At 34.3% G+C, this 16,040-nt stretch carries 13 protein-coding genes; all 13 read right to left on the reverse strand.

Going from position 1 to position 16,040, the window contains the following annotated elements; all coding sequences use genetic code 11:
• Nucleotides 1–163 precede the first annotated feature (163 nt).
• Entirely contained in the window at nucleotides 164–1,561 is a 1,398-nt protein-coding gene (locus PRVXT_RS10005; protein WP_350342731.1) for a sigma-54 interaction domain-containing protein, read from the reverse strand.
• A gap of 14 nt (nucleotides 1,562–1,575) precedes the next feature.
• Nucleotides 1,576–1,947: a DUF1667 domain-containing protein gene (locus PRVXT_RS10010; RefSeq protein WP_350342732.1), complete on the reverse strand. Its 372-nt coding sequence runs from the start codon at nucleotides 1,945–1,947 to the stop codon at nucleotides 1,576–1,578.
• Nucleotides 1,947–3,212 carry an NAD(P)/FAD-dependent oxidoreductase gene (locus PRVXT_RS10015; RefSeq protein ID WP_350342733.1) on the reverse strand — a complete coding sequence of 422 codons (1,266 nt, stop codon included), beginning with the start codon at nucleotides 3,210–3,212 and terminating at the stop codon, nucleotides 1,947–1,949. Before PRVXT_RS10015 ends, PRVXT_RS10010 begins: the two co-directional genes overlap by 1 nt.
• Before the next feature lie 18 nt (nucleotides 3,213–3,230).
• Nucleotides 3,231–4,661 (reverse strand): NAD(P)/FAD-dependent oxidoreductase, encoded by a 1,431-nt coding sequence (locus PRVXT_RS10020; RefSeq protein ID WP_350342734.1) that lies wholly within the window; start codon nucleotides 4,659–4,661, stop codon nucleotides 3,231–3,233.
• Nucleotides 4,662–5,000: 339 nt separating this feature from the next.
• The gene (locus PRVXT_RS10025) at nucleotides 5,001–5,564 is read right to left on the reverse strand and encodes a glycerol-3-phosphate responsive antiterminator (protein WP_350342735.1); all 564 of its coding nucleotides are present in this window, start codon (nucleotides 5,562–5,564) and stop codon (nucleotides 5,001–5,003) included.
• 193 nt (nucleotides 5,565–5,757) lie between these two features.
• Nucleotides 5,758–6,573, reverse strand: a complete 816-nt coding sequence (locus PRVXT_RS10030) for an alpha/beta hydrolase (RefSeq protein WP_350342736.1) — start codon at nucleotides 6,571–6,573, stop codon at nucleotides 5,758–5,760.
• Nucleotides 6,574–6,808: 235 nt separating this feature from the next.
• Nucleotides 6,809–8,560 (reverse strand): pyruvate kinase, encoded by a 1,752-nt coding sequence (gene pyk / locus PRVXT_RS10035; protein WP_350342737.1) that lies wholly within the window; start codon nucleotides 8,558–8,560, stop codon nucleotides 6,809–6,811.
• Nucleotides 8,561–8,576: 16 nt separating this feature from the next.
• The gene (gene pfkA / locus PRVXT_RS10040; RefSeq protein WP_350342738.1) at nucleotides 8,577–9,536 is read right to left on the reverse strand and encodes a 6-phosphofructokinase; all 960 of its coding nucleotides are present in this window, start codon (nucleotides 9,534–9,536) and stop codon (nucleotides 8,577–8,579) included.
• A 114-nt stretch (nucleotides 9,537–9,650) separates the two neighbouring features.
• A complete protein-coding gene (locus PRVXT_RS10045; protein WP_350342739.1) occupies nucleotides 9,651–9,836 on the reverse strand; it encodes a glutamate decarboxylase in 186 nt (61 codons plus the stop codon).
• Nucleotides 9,837–9,854: 18 nt separating this feature from the next.
• Nucleotides 9,855–10,505: a TrkA C-terminal domain-containing protein gene (locus PRVXT_RS10050; protein ID WP_350342740.1), complete on the reverse strand. Its 651-nt coding sequence runs from the start codon at nucleotides 10,503–10,505 to the stop codon at nucleotides 9,855–9,857.
• Nucleotides 10,506–10,776: 271 nt separating this feature from the next.
• The gene (locus PRVXT_RS10055; RefSeq protein ID WP_350342741.1) at nucleotides 10,777–12,000 is read right to left on the reverse strand and encodes an NAD(P)-dependent malic enzyme; all 1,224 of its coding nucleotides are present in this window, start codon (nucleotides 11,998–12,000) and stop codon (nucleotides 10,777–10,779) included.
• Nucleotides 12,001–12,102: 102 nt separating this feature from the next.
• Nucleotides 12,103–12,579, reverse strand: coding sequence for a phosphatidylglycerophosphatase A family protein (locus tag PRVXT_RS10060; protein ID WP_350342742.1), 477 nt, complete (start codon nucleotides 12,577–12,579; stop codon nucleotides 12,103–12,105).
• 23 nt (nucleotides 12,580–12,602) lie between these two features.
• Nucleotides 12,603–16,040, reverse strand: coding sequence for a DNA polymerase III subunit alpha (locus PRVXT_RS10065; RefSeq protein ID WP_350342743.1), 3,438 nt, complete (start codon nucleotides 16,038–16,040; stop codon nucleotides 12,603–12,605).

Below are 16,040 nucleotides of genomic sequence, written 5' to 3' on the forward strand. Positions count from 1 at the left end.
ATTGTTTTTTCATGTAAAAGGTTAAATTCTATTACTTTGCAGTTATCTAGTATTATTATAACTTCTATGTTAGTATTTTTCTATAAAATACAATTTTAATTATAAAAATCCCATTTAGCACTTGTTAAAAGTACCAAATGGGATTTTTATATTAAAAGTTTTATTAAATAAAGCCATATTTTCTGGCTTTAGCTGCTACAGTTTTATGGGTAATACCCAAAGCCTTTCCAGTAGCGTTGAAGCTTTTAAACTTCTGCAATGCTTTAAAGATAATCTCTTTCTCGTATTCCTCCAACGTCTTAAAACTTTCCTCTGTGGAACAAATTGGAGATATTGAATTAACTTTGTAAAGTTTAGATAAATGACTTGGCAAATCTTCGATTTCAATCTGTTCTGACTCTGTCATCACCATTAGCCTTTCCATTAAATTTTTAAGCTCTCTTACATTTCCAGGCCATGTATAGTTTTGCAAAACGTTAATCACTTTTTTTGAAACACTTTTAACTTGACTATCCATTTTCTTTTGGTAGCTATTTATAAAGTGATTAAGTAGTAATGGGATATCTTCAGGTCTATTTCTTAGGGGAACTAAGGTTAAAGAAATAACGTTTAACCGATAAAATAAATCTTGTCTAAACTGTCCTTGGTTGACTAGTTCTTCTAAATTTTTATGGGTTGCAGATAATATTCTTACATCGCACTTTATACTTTTTGTTCCCCCAACCCTTTCAAACTCCTTTTCCTGAAGTACCCGTAGTATTTTTACCTGCATATGAACAGGCATATCACCTATTTCATCTAAGAAAAGGGTTCCTCCTTGAGCTCTTTCAAATTTCCCAATTTTAGTGGCTACAGCTCCAGTAAATGCTCCCTTTTCGTGTCCAAAAAGTTCTGATTCTAGTAAATGTTCTGGTATTGCTCCACAATTAACTTTTATAAAAGGCTTGTTTTTTCTCGGGCTTAAATTGTGAATTCCTTTGGCAATTAACTCTTTTCCTGTCCCACTTTCTCCTCTGATAAGAACAGTGGAAGAAACTTTAGCAGCTTTTTTGGCGGATTTCATTATAGTATACATATCTTTATTTTTAGTTATTATATTGTCGAACTTTTTATTAAGAGTATTGTTTTTTAGATCATCACAAGAATTATTTTTATTAAAAGTTGAATCACCAACAATTTGGGCTCTTTCTTTTGACAACAAAGAGTATAAGGCAACTAATCCCTCAAAACCATTTTCATTGATTACAGGATAAACAGAGACTTTTATATTTTTACAAAATTGTTCAAATCTAAGACTCCCTAAAACTTTTGTTTTATTTCTGAAAGCAAAGTCTAATGCTTCATCATGGGTAACCTTATTAAATTTCTTTCTAACTATATCATTAAAATTAACACTAAAAATATCGGCATATTTTTTATTTGCATATACTATTTTCCCTGTATGATCAACAATTAGGATTCCTTCCTCAAACTGATCAAACAAAGCTTTAAATTGTTGTTCTGGTTTAACAATAGATGTCACTCGATTAAACCCTTTATAGTTTGTAATCATCGACATCATACCAACCTTCCCCTCTATATTTTTTCCATACTTCGGGTTGCTACAATATTTGATCCTGTATTAAAGATGTTTTCGATTAATATATCTTGTTCCTTTATAGGGGAAGTAACTTTTAATGCGTCAATTTCCTTCATACATTCCATAACCATTTCTTTAGGAATGGGTTTATCAGTTTTTACTGGCAATCTTGGAAGGTGAGCTCCTGAAATTTTTACAGTTGATGTTATCATCCTTGTTGGGTTTGTAACCTCCTTAATTCCATACTCCTTACCCCTAGGACAAATAGCTCCCTCAACCTTAAAGCCTTCGGCAGTGTTATCATCTTTTGTTACCTCTAGGTTGCATCCTTTTGGGCAAACTATGCAGATCATTTTCTTTTTAGTCATTACATTTCCCCCCTTGCCTTTACTTCAATAGAGATAGTGCTAGATTTTTTAGGAATATCTTTTGTGGGAAGATTTATCGACTCCATCTCACCTGGAGCTAAGTGTGTTTTATTAAATTCTTTTAACACTTTACCGTCTACTCTGACTATTAATTTTGCCTTTTCATTAACCTCTTTCACTCTAAACATCAATTCTAAACTTTCCTTTATGTTCTCTAGATCCACTTTATGAGGTACTGTATATGAAACACCAGACTTTGCTTCAGTTCTCATTACAGAAGCACCCCTAGTTAAATTACCTTTTAGATAATTAGCAGCACTTTTTCCCGCTTTTTTGCTTTCCTCCGTAACCCAATCCACAAGGTCGTGAACATGCACCACATTACCACATGCAAAAATACCGTTCACCGATGTTTCCATGGACTCATTAACTATGGGGCCTGAGGTTTTTGCACAAATTTGCACTTCTGCTCCAGTTGAAAGTTCATTTTCAGGTATTAATCCTACTGACAATAAAAGGGTGTCACATTCAATCCAGCGCGCCGTATCTTGAATGGGTTTAAAGTCTTTATCAACTTTTGCAATCTTGACTGCTTCTAACCTTTCCTTTCCTTTTATATCTACTACTGTGTGACGTAATAGTAAAGGAATATCATAATCATGAAGGCATTGAACTATGTTTCTATTTAAACCACCAGAATGAGGCATTAGTTCAACTACAGCTTCCACCTTAGATCCTTCCAATGTAAGTCTTCTAGCCATTATTAACCCTATATCTCCAGAGCCCAATATGACAGCTTTTTTTCCCACCATATACCCTTCCATGTTTACAAACCTTTGAGCCATGCCTGCGGTATAAACCCCTGCAGGTCTAGTACCTGGTATTTGTATAGCACCTCGGGTTCTTTCTCTACATCCCATAGCCAACACAACAGCTTTAGATTCAATTTCTAACAAACCATCCTGTGTATTTAACGCTGTAATCTGCTTGTCTTTTGTAACTTCTAACACCATGGTATCTAGTTTATATTCTATACCCATGTCTTTTAACTCATTTATAAACCTTTCTGCATATTCTGGACCAGTAAGTTCTTCTTTGAAAACATGCAAACCAAATCCATTATGAATACATTGTTGTAAAATGCCACCAAGCTCTCTATCTCGTTCAATTACTAAAATATCTTTTGCCCCATTTTTCTTGGCTTCTATAGCAGCTGCTAGCCCAGCCGGTCCGCCACCTATAACAACAATTTCATAGCTTTTCATGTCTTATTCCCCCAGTTTTTATTTTGTTTCACCAGTCAAAATGAAAGAACCTTGCCGCTCTTTTTCAATTTCTGTTATATCTTTATTAGTTTCTCTAGCTAGGATTTCCATAACTCTCGGACCACAAAAACCGCCTTGACATCGCCCAGACCCAGGCCTTGCTCTGCGTTTTATTCCATCAACTGTGGTAGCTCCTACTCCTTTATGAATCGCTTCTACTATCTCACCTTCTGTAATATATTCACAGCGGCAAACTATTCTGCCGTATCTTTCATCTCTATCCATTAACTTTTGTTTGCTATGATTGTCCAACATTAAAAAATTTGTCAAAGGTTCTACTTTATTAGTAAATTCCTCTTTTTTGGTAATTGCGTTATCTTTTTTTAGTAATAAATCAACTACATATTCGGCGATAGCTGGAGCTGCAGTCAATCCTGGTGAATCTATGCCAGCAACGTTAAAAAAGTTTCTAGCAACTTCAGATTCTTCAATAATAAAGTCTCCATTTTTTGTCTTTGCCCTTAAACCAGAAAATGAGGTAATTATATTTCTAAAGTTAATGTTATCTACCGATTTTGAAGACTTTTCCATTATAACTTGAAGCCCAGCTTTAGTTGTTTCCAGAGAGTCTTTATTTTCTACATATTCGTGATTTGGTCCTACTAGTAAATTACCATGAACTGTAGGCAGCACCAGCACACCTTTCGACTCCTTAGATGGACTTTGAAAAACAATGGAATTTACAGTGTTTCCTTCACTTTTATCTAACAAATGGTATTGTCCCCTATTAGGCTCAATAGTAAATGATTTATCTCCTACCATATTACTAATTTTATCAGCATGTACACCTGCTGCATTTACGACATACTTAGCTTGGATTGTTTCTTTATTAGTTCTTATAATATACTTTGAATCATCGAAGTCGATTTCCTCAACTGATGTGTTCAATTTTAAATCGACTCCATTATTAATTGCATTTTCTATTAACGCTATGGTCAGCTCCCAGGGCCCTATAATGCCAGCTGTAGGCGCATACAAGGCTTTATAAACCTTCTTACTTATTCTAGGTTCTTTAGCTAACACTTCTTCTTCTGAAAGAATCTTTATATCAGGAACACCAATTTCTAAACCATTCTTATATAAATTATCTATGATGTTGAACTCTTCTTCGTTGAAAGCTAACACCATTGAACCTATCCTTTTAAAAGGAACACCCAACTCTTTAGTAATTTGGTCATACATTGCATTTCCTCGTAAGTTTAGCTTGGCCTTAAGGCTACCAACTTTAGGGTCATATCCAGCATGTATTATTGCACTATTAGCTTTGGTTGTTCCACAAGCCACGTCACTTTCTTTTTCAACTATAGCTATTTTCAAATTAAATTTTGATAATTCCCGAGCGATAAAACCACCTGAAACACCAGCCCCTATAATTGCTACATCATACATTTTATTCCCTCCTAAGTTTGAATAAAAAAAGCCATCACATATTTAGCTGTTTTTTAACAGCTTATATGCATGGCTTTTCTCTATATTCTCAACACCATTTTATTTAATTGTATTTTTATTATATCCTTTAACTTTACTCTTGTAAAGGCTAAAATTATTTTTCACTGTTTACTTATTTACTCTTATTTTTTAAAAATTCACTTTAGAATTATTAACTACAATTACTTACAATCAGACTAATTAAGTTTTTTGTCACTTTTTTACTAAAATATTGGGTTCCTTTATTTTTCTAATATATTAAGTTGTAAAAGTGTTTTAATCGCACTAATAAACATAACCCTATTTGTACCAAACCTCCTTATTGCTAGTTGAGACTGCAATAGAGCCAGCATTCAAAGAATCAATTATATCGCTCTTTTCGTGTATCAACCCCCCTGCTATAACAGGTGTTTTACTTTCCTTACTGATTTTTCTTATAACTTTTGGCATAATACCAGGCATAATTTCCACAGCATCAGGTTTCATAGCTTGAAGGGATTTTATACCAGTGTCTAATGAAATGGAATCTAAAATAAATAGCCTTTGGATAACAAAAACATCAAGTCTTTTTGCATATTTAATTAAATTTGGTTTTGTTGTCAAAATGCCGTCAGGTTGTATTCTTTCTTTTACATACTTTAATGACATAAAATCTTTAGATAGCCCCTCCATAAGATCAATATGAATATACAAACTTTTATTTGCTTGCTTAGCTTCTGCTACAACATTTTCTAGCATCATAATATCACCAGTTAGTAAAAAAATAACTTCACTAGGTGATTTTAAAGCGTCCTGTAATGTATTTCTATTATTTACAGCAGCAATGATTGGGCTCCTGTGGGTCTTATCATAAAAGTCTGCCATCTTTTTCGCTCCTCTTTAATTATATTCCGCAATTATTATGCCAATTCTTTAAATCAAGTTTACCATAGTATTTGGAATTTAACCATTTTTTTGAACCTCTTTGGTTGGTAAATAGTATCAACTTCGCAAGTGTTGATTGATATTATTTACCAACCCTTCAAAAAAACAAACAAACTCCCATCTAGGAGTTTAATTATATCCTTTTATCAAGCCAAGATAAAACCTCAGCCATAACTTCATCTTTTTCTGGTTCATTAAGAAGTTCGTGATATAGTCCAGAAAATAACTTTTTCGTCTTATCTTTGGAAGAGTTTTTCTCATAAAAATTTATAGAGTGTTGATAATCAATTATGCTATCTTCAGTTCCATGCATAACGAGACAAGGGCAGCTATAGTTATTAAAATTACTTTGTACATAACGAACACCTTTAATAAAGACCTCGTGATAGAATTTGGCTGTAGCAGCTTTCAATACAAGTGGGTCTTCAACATATTCATGAACCACCTGTAAATCTCTGCAAATTTCACCACTTAAATTATTATTAATATATTTTTTAGGGCAGATTTTTGCCAATATTTTTAACGCTATCTCCATACCCTTTCCCATAGGAGAACCAATAGCAGGTGCAGAAAAAACTTGACCTTTTAACTTGTTTTTATGTTTTACCCCATATGCCGCTGTTATTAACCCTCCCATGCTATGCCCAAACATGAAAATTGGTAAATTAGGATTGTCCTCAGTAGCCAATGAAACCAAACCGTCAACTGACTCCACCATTTCCTCAAGTCCTTCTACATAGCCTTTTATCTTTCCAGAACGACCGTGACCGAGATGGTCCATGGAGTAAGTAGCATATGAATTTTTCTCTAAAAATTTCATAAACTCTTTATACCGGCCCATGTGTTCTGCAAAACCATGCACTACAATTACAACCCCTTTGGTTTCTTTAGGCTGTCTTTTTGTATAAGCTATTTCAGTACCATTCTCTAAAAAAAATTTCTCATGCACAACTTAGCCTCCTTATCTAATAAATTGATGATTTTTATCTTTAGCAGAAAACTTAGTTTAGTGAACCTCAATAAGTGGTGGATTACAGGCAACTAACCTACAAAATATAGGAGTTCACCATTTCTTTTTAGCAATTTTATCATACCTTATTAACATAATATTCTATCTCTGACTTATATATCCCTTTAATTTGCACAAAATAAAAATCGGCTGCATTTGCAACCGATTTTTATTTTTATTTTACCGTAGCATTCCCTTTATAAATTAATCCTCTTTCAGAGTCCACTGTAATTTGTTGACCATCTTGTAGTACTTTTGTTGCGTTTTCAGCTCCAACTATCACAGGTATTTTTAAGTTTAGGCCAATGATAGCTGAAGGTGAGGTTAAGCCACCTTCCTCTGCAATTATGGCTTTTATTCCATCTAGGTTATTCACCATCTCGTTATCTGTTGTTAGACTAACTAAAATATCCCCTTTTCCTTTTTTATCCAAAAGCTCTTTGTTGTCTTTGGCAGTTATAACATCACCAACGACGGAACCTTTTCCTATTCCCATACCCTTTAATATTATATCTCCTACTGTATGAACTTTTAAAAGGTTAGTTGTGCCTGAGACTCCAACAGGAACTCCCGCTGTTATAACAACCAATTCACCATTATTTATATATCCTGAATCCAATGCGCTTACCACCGATTCATACAGCATTTCATCAGTATTATTTGTGTCTTTCCCAAGAACAGGACATACTCCCCATGAGAGTAATAGTTTTCTAACTACTTTACTATTAGGAGTCACTGCTACTATTGGGCAATCTGGACGATATTTTGAGACCATTCTTGCGGTATATCCTGATTGAGTTGCAGTTATTACAGCAGAAGCCTCCAACTGTTTTGCAGTATTACAGGTAGCATAGCTTATGGAGTCTGTAACCACATTTTCTGGGGTTAAACCTCTTTTCCCCTGAATTTCTTCAAATCGAGTCGCCTCTTCTGAACGTTGTGCTATTTTAGCCATTGTTAAAACAGATTCTTCTGGATAACTACCAGCTGCTGTTTCACCAGAAAGCATTATAGCATCTGTGCCATCAAAAATTGCATTGGCTACGTCGCTAGATTCCGCTCTAGTTGGCCTTGGATTTCTTATCATCGAATCTAGCATTTGAGTTGCTGTAATAACTGGTTTTCCTACTTTGTTACACTTTTCAATCATTGTTTTTTGTGCCAGAGGTACTTCCTCTGCAGGTATTTCAACACCTAAGTCCCCTCTAGCAACCATCAAGCCATCTACTACATTTAGTATTTCATCTAAATTATCTACACCTTCTTGGTTTTCTATTTTAGCAATTATATGTATGTCGCTTTTATTTTCTTCCAAAACTTTTTTAATAGCAATGACATCTGAAGCTTTTCTAATAAATGAAGCAGCTATAAAGTCTACTTCTTGCTTTACTCCAAAAACTATATCTTCATAATCTTTATCACTCATAGCGGGAAGGGAAATAGAAACATTAGGTATATTAACTCCCTTTTTATCACTTAGGTCTCCACCGTTAATTACCTCACAGTGTACATCATTATCAGTTACCTCTTTTACTTCTAGTTCCACTAAACCATCATCGACAAGTATTTTATCTTTTGGTTTAACATCTTTTGTCAAACCCTCGTAAGTTACTGCCACTTTTGTCTCATCGCCTATAATATCAGCAGTAGTTAAAGTAAAGGAATCACCTTCATTTACCACAATTTTACCCTGCTGAAATTTTTTTAATCTTATTTCTGGTCCTCTGGTATCTAAAAGTATAGCTACATTTTTTCCTATCTCCTTAGCAACCTTTCGAATATTGGTTATTCTCTCACCGTGTTCCTTATGATCCCCATGGGAAAAATTCAAACGGGCAACATCCATTCCAGCCAACATCAACTTTTTCAACATTTCTGGAGATTCACTAGCTGGACCTATAGTACATACAATCTTTGTTCTTCTCATAATGTTCCTCCTTTAATTATATAGATAAAACTTTAGCTAAATCATACATCTCTTTATCAAATTTTTTAGGAGCATCTATTGCGTTCAATATATCAACATTAACAATTTTGTTTTCTTTAATCCCTACCATTTTTGAACTTTGTCCTTCTATTAGTAGGTCTACTGCCTTAGCAGCAAGCTTGCTAGCTAACACTCTATCGAATGATGAAGGGGTTCCTCCTCTTTGAATATGCCCTAATACAATTACCCTGGTTTCAAAACCTGTCTTTTGTTTGATTTGCTCCCCTACTTCAAATCCACTCGCAACTCCTTCAGCCACTAAAATAATACTATGTAGCTTGCCCCTTTGAGCACCTTTTCTTAATCTTTGACATACCTCTTCAATATCATATTCAATTTCTGGTACTAAAATAGATTCAGCTCCACCTGCTAAGCCTGCGGCTAATGCTATATCACCACAGTCCCTCCCCATTACCTCAATGACAAAGGTTCGTTCATGAGATGTAGCGGTGTCTCGAGTTTTGTTAATAGCATCTAATGCTGTGTTTACAGCGGTATCAAATCCTATCGTATAATCGGTATATGGTATGTCGTTATCTATTGTACCAGGAACTCCTATGGCTTTAATTCCTTGAGAAGCAAGTCGCTCCGCTCCTCTAAACGATCCATCACCACCAATAACTATAATACCTTCAATTCCTTTGTCTCGCAAAATTTTAGCTGCTTTTACTTGATTATCTTTTTCTTTAAATTCTTCACATCTAGCAGATCGCAGTACAGTTCCACCCCGCTGTATCACATCAGCAACCGATGATAAGTTCATCGGCTTTATGTCATCATTTAAAAGTCCTAAAAATCCTCTATGAACTCCATAAACTTCTAAGCCATGATAGATACTTTTACGGACAACAGCCCTAACAGCCGCATTCATCCCTGGGGCATCACCGCCACTAGTCATAACTGCAATTTTTTTCATGAGTACTCCTCCTTGCCTGCAGGACGTTTTCTGTCCCAAGGGGACATTTTTGTCACTAGTCGTTTAATTCTATTTTACAACTTATATTTGATCGGTGCAATACCTTTTATTAGTTTAGTCTAATTTTGATATAAATTCTGCTACATCCTGAGCTTCTGAACGAGGAACCAGTATTTCTACTTGACCAGTTCTTTGTGAAGATAAATGCCTAAGCTGAACCATAAACCCTTCTTGTCCTAGTTTGTGCTTAATTCTATCAGCTTTGTAATCATCAGGTGCTATATAAACAACTTTCCACATCTTAAATTACCCCCTCTTTTATTTACATAGTATTTCTTCTATATTTTTAATTTTTCCATAAACAGTTAGTGTATCACCTTTTCTAATGATATCTTTTCCTTTTGGAGTTAATATTACTCTGTCTTCTCCTTTCACAGCTAAAACCAGTATCCCTTTAGATGTTAAGTGTAAGCTAGCTAAAGATTTATTAATCAGGCTACATTCTGTTTCCAACCTAACTTCAGCCACCTTATACTCATCATTAATTAAAAGTACTTCTTCTATAGGCTCTTTTTTAAAATGCAGCTTTTTAACTAATTGTGACTCAATTTGGTTGTCTAGTTTGTCAACAAACACCCTGTTTCGAGCAAAAAGATATGTTACTATACATAATATTGTTCCTATTATAAGCTGCCAACTAGAAATCAACTGAGGTAAATTAACTGCAAAAACAACTATAACAGTTAAGCCAATGTGACCTATAACCATTAGAATCATAGCTATTTTTTTCCTAGTTTTACTTTTTGTTATAATGTCAGCATCTTTTGTGGTAAAGCCGGTTCCTGTAAGCGCAGATAAGGCTTGAAACCTAGCATTTGATGGTTCTACTCCTGTTAGTTTAAAAGCTATAGATCCTACTTCCATAACAAAAGTCATAAATATTATTAAACAAATTACTAAAACCAACATTTGCCTCATTCCTCTTATTGTTTTTATTGTTAGTTAGGGCTCATATTAAAGTAATTCTTTACCAACAATTAAATTCCTCTAATAAATTATTATAAATTAAAATCCTTTTTTTAAACCCACAATCTTTTGATAAATTAGCCCTAGTTTTATCTAAGTAAAACTAGGGTTAAAAACAATGCCAACTCAAGGATTTAACAATAATAAGGTTTAAAAAAATCTAGACTCCTTTTGTTTTGTGCAAAAAGAGTCTAGATTGGTGTTTCAGTCGAAACTATTTTATTGTGGCTAAAGTCTTAGTCTTTTGCTCCACATCATCGGGATTAACTTTTATTGTTGCTACTCCAGTATCCATAGCTGCTTGTGCCACTTTTTTAGCCACCATCGGTGCTACTCTTGGGTCAAATGGGTTAGGTATTACGTATTCCTCTGTTAGTTCTTCTCTATCAATTAGCTGAGCAATACCTTCTGCAGCTGCAATTTTCATTTCTTCATTGATATCGGTAGCTCTTGTATCTAGAGCTCCTCTAAATATCCCGGGAAATGCTAGCACATTATTTACTTGATTGGGGTAATCAGACCTTCCTGTACCTATTACTCTAGCCCCTGCTTTTTTTGCCAATGCTGGATCAATCTCTGGGGTTGGATTGGCCATTGCAAAGACAATTGGATCTTTTGCCATTTTAAACACCATTTTTTCCGATACTACGTTACCAGCTGATAGACCTATAAATAAGTCAGCATCTACCATAGCTTCTTCTAGAGTTACTTTTTCATTTTTGGGGTTAGTGGTTCTTGCTATTTCTTCTTTATACTTATTCATAGCTTCTTGTCGACCTTCATAAATAGACCCTTGTCTATCGCACATTATTATGTTTTTTGCTCCTAGTTTCATTACTAGCTTTGTAACAGATATTGCGGAAGCACCCGCTCCATTGACTACCACTTTAATATCCTTTGCTTTTTTATCAACAAGTTTTAATGCATTTATAAGCCCTGCTACTGTAACAATAGCTGTACCATGCTGATCATCATGAAAAATTGGGATATCACATATTTCCTTTAATCGCCTTTCGATTTCAAAACAAGCTGGAGCTGCGATATCTTCTAAATTTACTCCTCCAAAAGTAGGCTGGATCGCCCTAACTAGTTCTACTATTTTATCTGGATCAGTTGTATCTACACAAATTGGAAATCCATCTACACCAGAAAAGGATTTAAAAAGAACTGCTTTCCCTTCCATTACAGGCATAGATGCTTCAGGACCTATATCTCCCAACCCTAAAACAGCTGTACCATCAGAGACAACTGCTACAAGGTTACCCTTAGCAGTATAGTCATAGGCTGTGGATTTATCCTTATGTATTTCAGTACATGGCTCTGCTACCCCTGGTGAATAAGCTAAGCTTAAGTCATCTGCATCTTTTAAAGCCACTTTGCTGGCGACCTCTAATTTACCTTTATTTTCTTTGTGCATTTTTAAAGCTTTGTCTCTCATATTAGATCCTCCTTGTGAAATAATTTACAAAATTTTATTTACAATTCACTCTTTTATATTATAAATTAAGCCGATAAGGAACGCAACCTTATCGGCTATATACTAAATTACCACATCTTCGTCTTGATGAGCTAATCTTGATGCAGCAGCTGCAGCTATTGCTGCAACTAAATCATCTAGAAAAGTATTAACTTTGCCATTAGTTTTATCATTAAGTTTATTTATGATACCAATTTTACTTTTGTCTAAGTATCCAAAATTTGTCAAACCTATAGTTCCATAAATGTTTGTAATGCTAAGAGCTAATATTTCATCAATTCCATACAATCCTTTATCCTCTTTTAAAATCGTTTGTAACGGTTCCGGAAACATATTTTTTTCAGCATACATATCCATGACGAGGCCTGTTAAAACCGCATTTTGTGTTTCTCTTTTTTCTAGAACTTTACTAACGTGCATTATACATTCCTCTAAAGTTAGGTTTGGTAGGTACGATTTTTGTATTTCTAATACTATTTTAGCTATATCTTCTAGTGTAACACCACGTTCTTCTAACATTTCAGTAATTAAAATTTTCATTTTACTCTCCCTTTCGCCAAAATTTATTTAACCTTGACATTTTTTTTCCCCAAAAATTCCCTTAATCCATTTAATATGTTCTGCTCTATAGAAACTTTATACTTTGATTTTATCGCCTTTTTATCTGACTCGATATAGTATATTACAGAGTGTTCGCCAGGTGAAACATCTAGCAAACGATTTATCATTTCAATTGTATTTTTATCCATTTTGGGCAATCTTAGATAAAGTTTTTCTAGCTCGTTGTTTTCATTTTTTTTTGGATTGTTGTTGCGTTTGCCAGCAATAGCTTTTGAGTATTCTTCAATATCCCATATTTTTTGGCACAACAGTTTGGCGCCCTCTTCTTCTTTAAAGCTAACCCTTCCTTCCACAACCAAAGGTTGGTCACTTTCTAATTGTGACTGATGTTTTTCATAGCTATCAGTAAATACAATAACTTCTATTTCAGAAAAAGCATCTTCCAAACTGACAAACGCCATAGGTTTATTGTTTTTTGTCATTATTTTTTTTGATGCCGATATTACCCCAGCTACAGTTACTTGGCTATTATCTTTATATGATTGGACATCTATTGAATTTTTAACACCTGTTTTATAGATGCTTTTATATTCATCTAAAGGGTGCCCACTTATATATAACCCAAGAGTCTCTTTTTCTAGTTGTAGCTTGTCTTTTTCGCTAAAGGGTGGAACTTTCTCTAATGATAAACTTTCATTTTTATTAAAGTCATCCATTAGCTCAAACATAGACATCTGTCCACTCTCTTTTTGTGACTTTATCATTTGTGAAAATGTAACTAGCACATCTATTGACCCTAATAGTTGTGCTCTATTATTGTTAATAGAGTCAAAAGCTCCCGCTTTAATCAGGCTTTCTAATACTCTCCTGTTACAACTAGAAACTCTTGAACAAAAATCTTCCATAGATGTATATACCCCATTGTCTTCTCTTTCTGAAATTATGTTATCTATTACCCCTTCACCTACATTTTTAATTGCTAACATCCCAAATCTTATTTTCTTTTCATCTACTACAGTAAAGTTTTTTAAGCTTTCATTTATATCGGGAGGTAGCACAGATACATTTAATTCTTTGCAGTCATGGATATATAAAGCTACTTTTTCAGAAGATGCTATAGCCCCTGTCAACATAGCCGCTAAAAATTCTGTTGGATAATTAGCTTTTAGATAGGAGGTTTGAAAAGCTAATACTGCGTAAGCTGCTGCATGGGCTTTATTAAAACCATAATCGGCAAATTTAACTATTAAGTCAAATATTTCCTTAGCTTTTTGTTGTTCTAACCCATTTTTTACACAACCATCAATAAATTTAATTTCTTGCTCTGCTAACACATCTCTTTTCTTTTTCCCCATAGCCCTCCGTAAAATGTCTGATTCTCCTAAAGTAAATCCCGCTAATTCTGATGCCACCCTCATAATCTGCTCTTGATAAACCATTATTCCATAAGTTTCTTCTAGAATACTCTCAACCTTTTTATGTGGGTAAGTTACAGGAATTTCTTTATGTTTACTCTTAATAAACTTAGGTATTTGCTCCATCGGTCCCGGTCGGTATAAAGCTAATACAGCTATTATGTCCTCAAATTTAGATGGTTTTAGTTCTCTTAATACATTTCGCATACCTGAACTTTCTAACTGAAAAATACCTAGGGTTTTTCCCTGTGAAATGAGCTCATAAGTATTTTTGTCATCAAAGTTTAATTCTTCTATATTTATTTCAATTCTTTTTGTTTTTTTTATAATTTTAACAGCTTCATTAATTATAGTTAATGTTCTCAGCCCCAAAAAGTCCATTTTTAAAAGTCCTAGTTCTTCCAGAGTATTCATGGGGAACTGAGTAACCACCCCATGATCACTTGTTTGAAGGGGAACATATTCAGTTAAGGGTTCCTTTGAGATAACTACTCCTGCCGCATGGGTAGATGAATGCCTTGGCATTCCTTCCAATGATTTAGATATATCAATTAGCTGTTTTATTTCTTCATCTTGTTTATAGAGTTCAGCTAGCTTAGTTTCTATTTTCAACGCTTTTTCTATTGTCATATTCAGCTCAAAAGGTATAAGTTTAGCTATTTTATCTACAACACCGTAAGGCATTCCTAATGCCCTTCCAACATCTCTAACCGCTGCCCTGGCCGCCATGGTACCGAACGTTATAATTTGGGCAACTCTTTCTTCACCATACTTTTCAACTACGTAGTCAATTACTTCTTCTCGGCGTTCATAACAAAAGTCGATGTCGATATCTGGCATTGTCACTCTTTCTGGATTCAAAAACCTTTCAAAAAGGAGGTCATACCTTAAGGGGTCGATATTGGTTATCCCTAAAGAGTAAGCAACCAAACTCCCGGCAGCTGAACCTCGACCTGGGCCTACTAAAATACTATTTTCTTTTGCATAATTTATAAAATCCCAGGTAATTAAAAAGTATCCACTATACCCCATACTATTAATAACGTCTAGCTCATATTTAAGCCGTTGTTGAGCTTCAACTGTAATGTTATTACCATAACGTTTTTTAAGCCCTTGTTGACACAAATCAGTCAAATGCTGGTGAGTAGTTTTCCCTGGAGGTATTGGATAATTAGGCATGTGCATACTATCAAAATCAAACTCTAAATTACACTTTTCTGCTATTTCTACTGTATTATCCAAAGCTTCTGGTATATGGCGAAATTTTTCTTCCATTTCTTCTCTACTTTTTAAATAAAATTCATTGTTAGGAAAACTCATTCTATCTTGTTCATCAATTTTATTAGCTGTTTGAATACAAAGTAAAACATCATGGGGATAGTGGTCATTTCTGTCAATATAATGTATATCATTCGTAGCTACCAGTTTTAAGTCAAATTTTTGGGATAGCTCAATTAAATAACTATTTACTTCTCTCTGTTCTAATAAGCTATGGTCTTGTAACTCGAGATATAAATCTTCTTTACCAAAAATCTGAATATATTTTTCACATAGCTCGTCAACTTCATCCCATCTTTTCTGGAGAATCATTTGCGGGAGTTCCCCTGCCAAACATCCAGTTAAACACACAAGACCTTTACTGTACTTTTGTAACAGCTCCATATCAATTCGTGGTTTATAATAAAAACCTTCGGTAAATCCTATAGTAACAAGATTCATTAAATTTTTATAACCTATTTGATTTTTTGCAAGTAAAACTAAGTGGTGAGTACTTTCGCTAGGTTTTCCTTTTTTATATTCTCTGCCTTGAGGTGAAGTGTAAACTTCACACCCTATAATTGGCTTAACACCTTGTTTTTTACATTCTTTATAAAAATCAATAATTCCATACATTACTCCGTGATCAGTAATCGCCATGGCAGGCATATTTAATTCTTTTGCTCGCGTTACCACATCTTTTATTTTAGCTGCTCCATCTAGCAGACTATACTCGGTATGAACATGTAAGTGAACAAAGCTAGACAT

It is taken from the genome of Proteinivorax tanatarense, from assembly GCF_040267685.1.
GTDB classification, from domain to species: Bacteria; Bacillota; Proteinivoracia; order Proteinivoracales; family Proteinivoracaceae; genus Proteinivorax; species Proteinivorax tanatarense.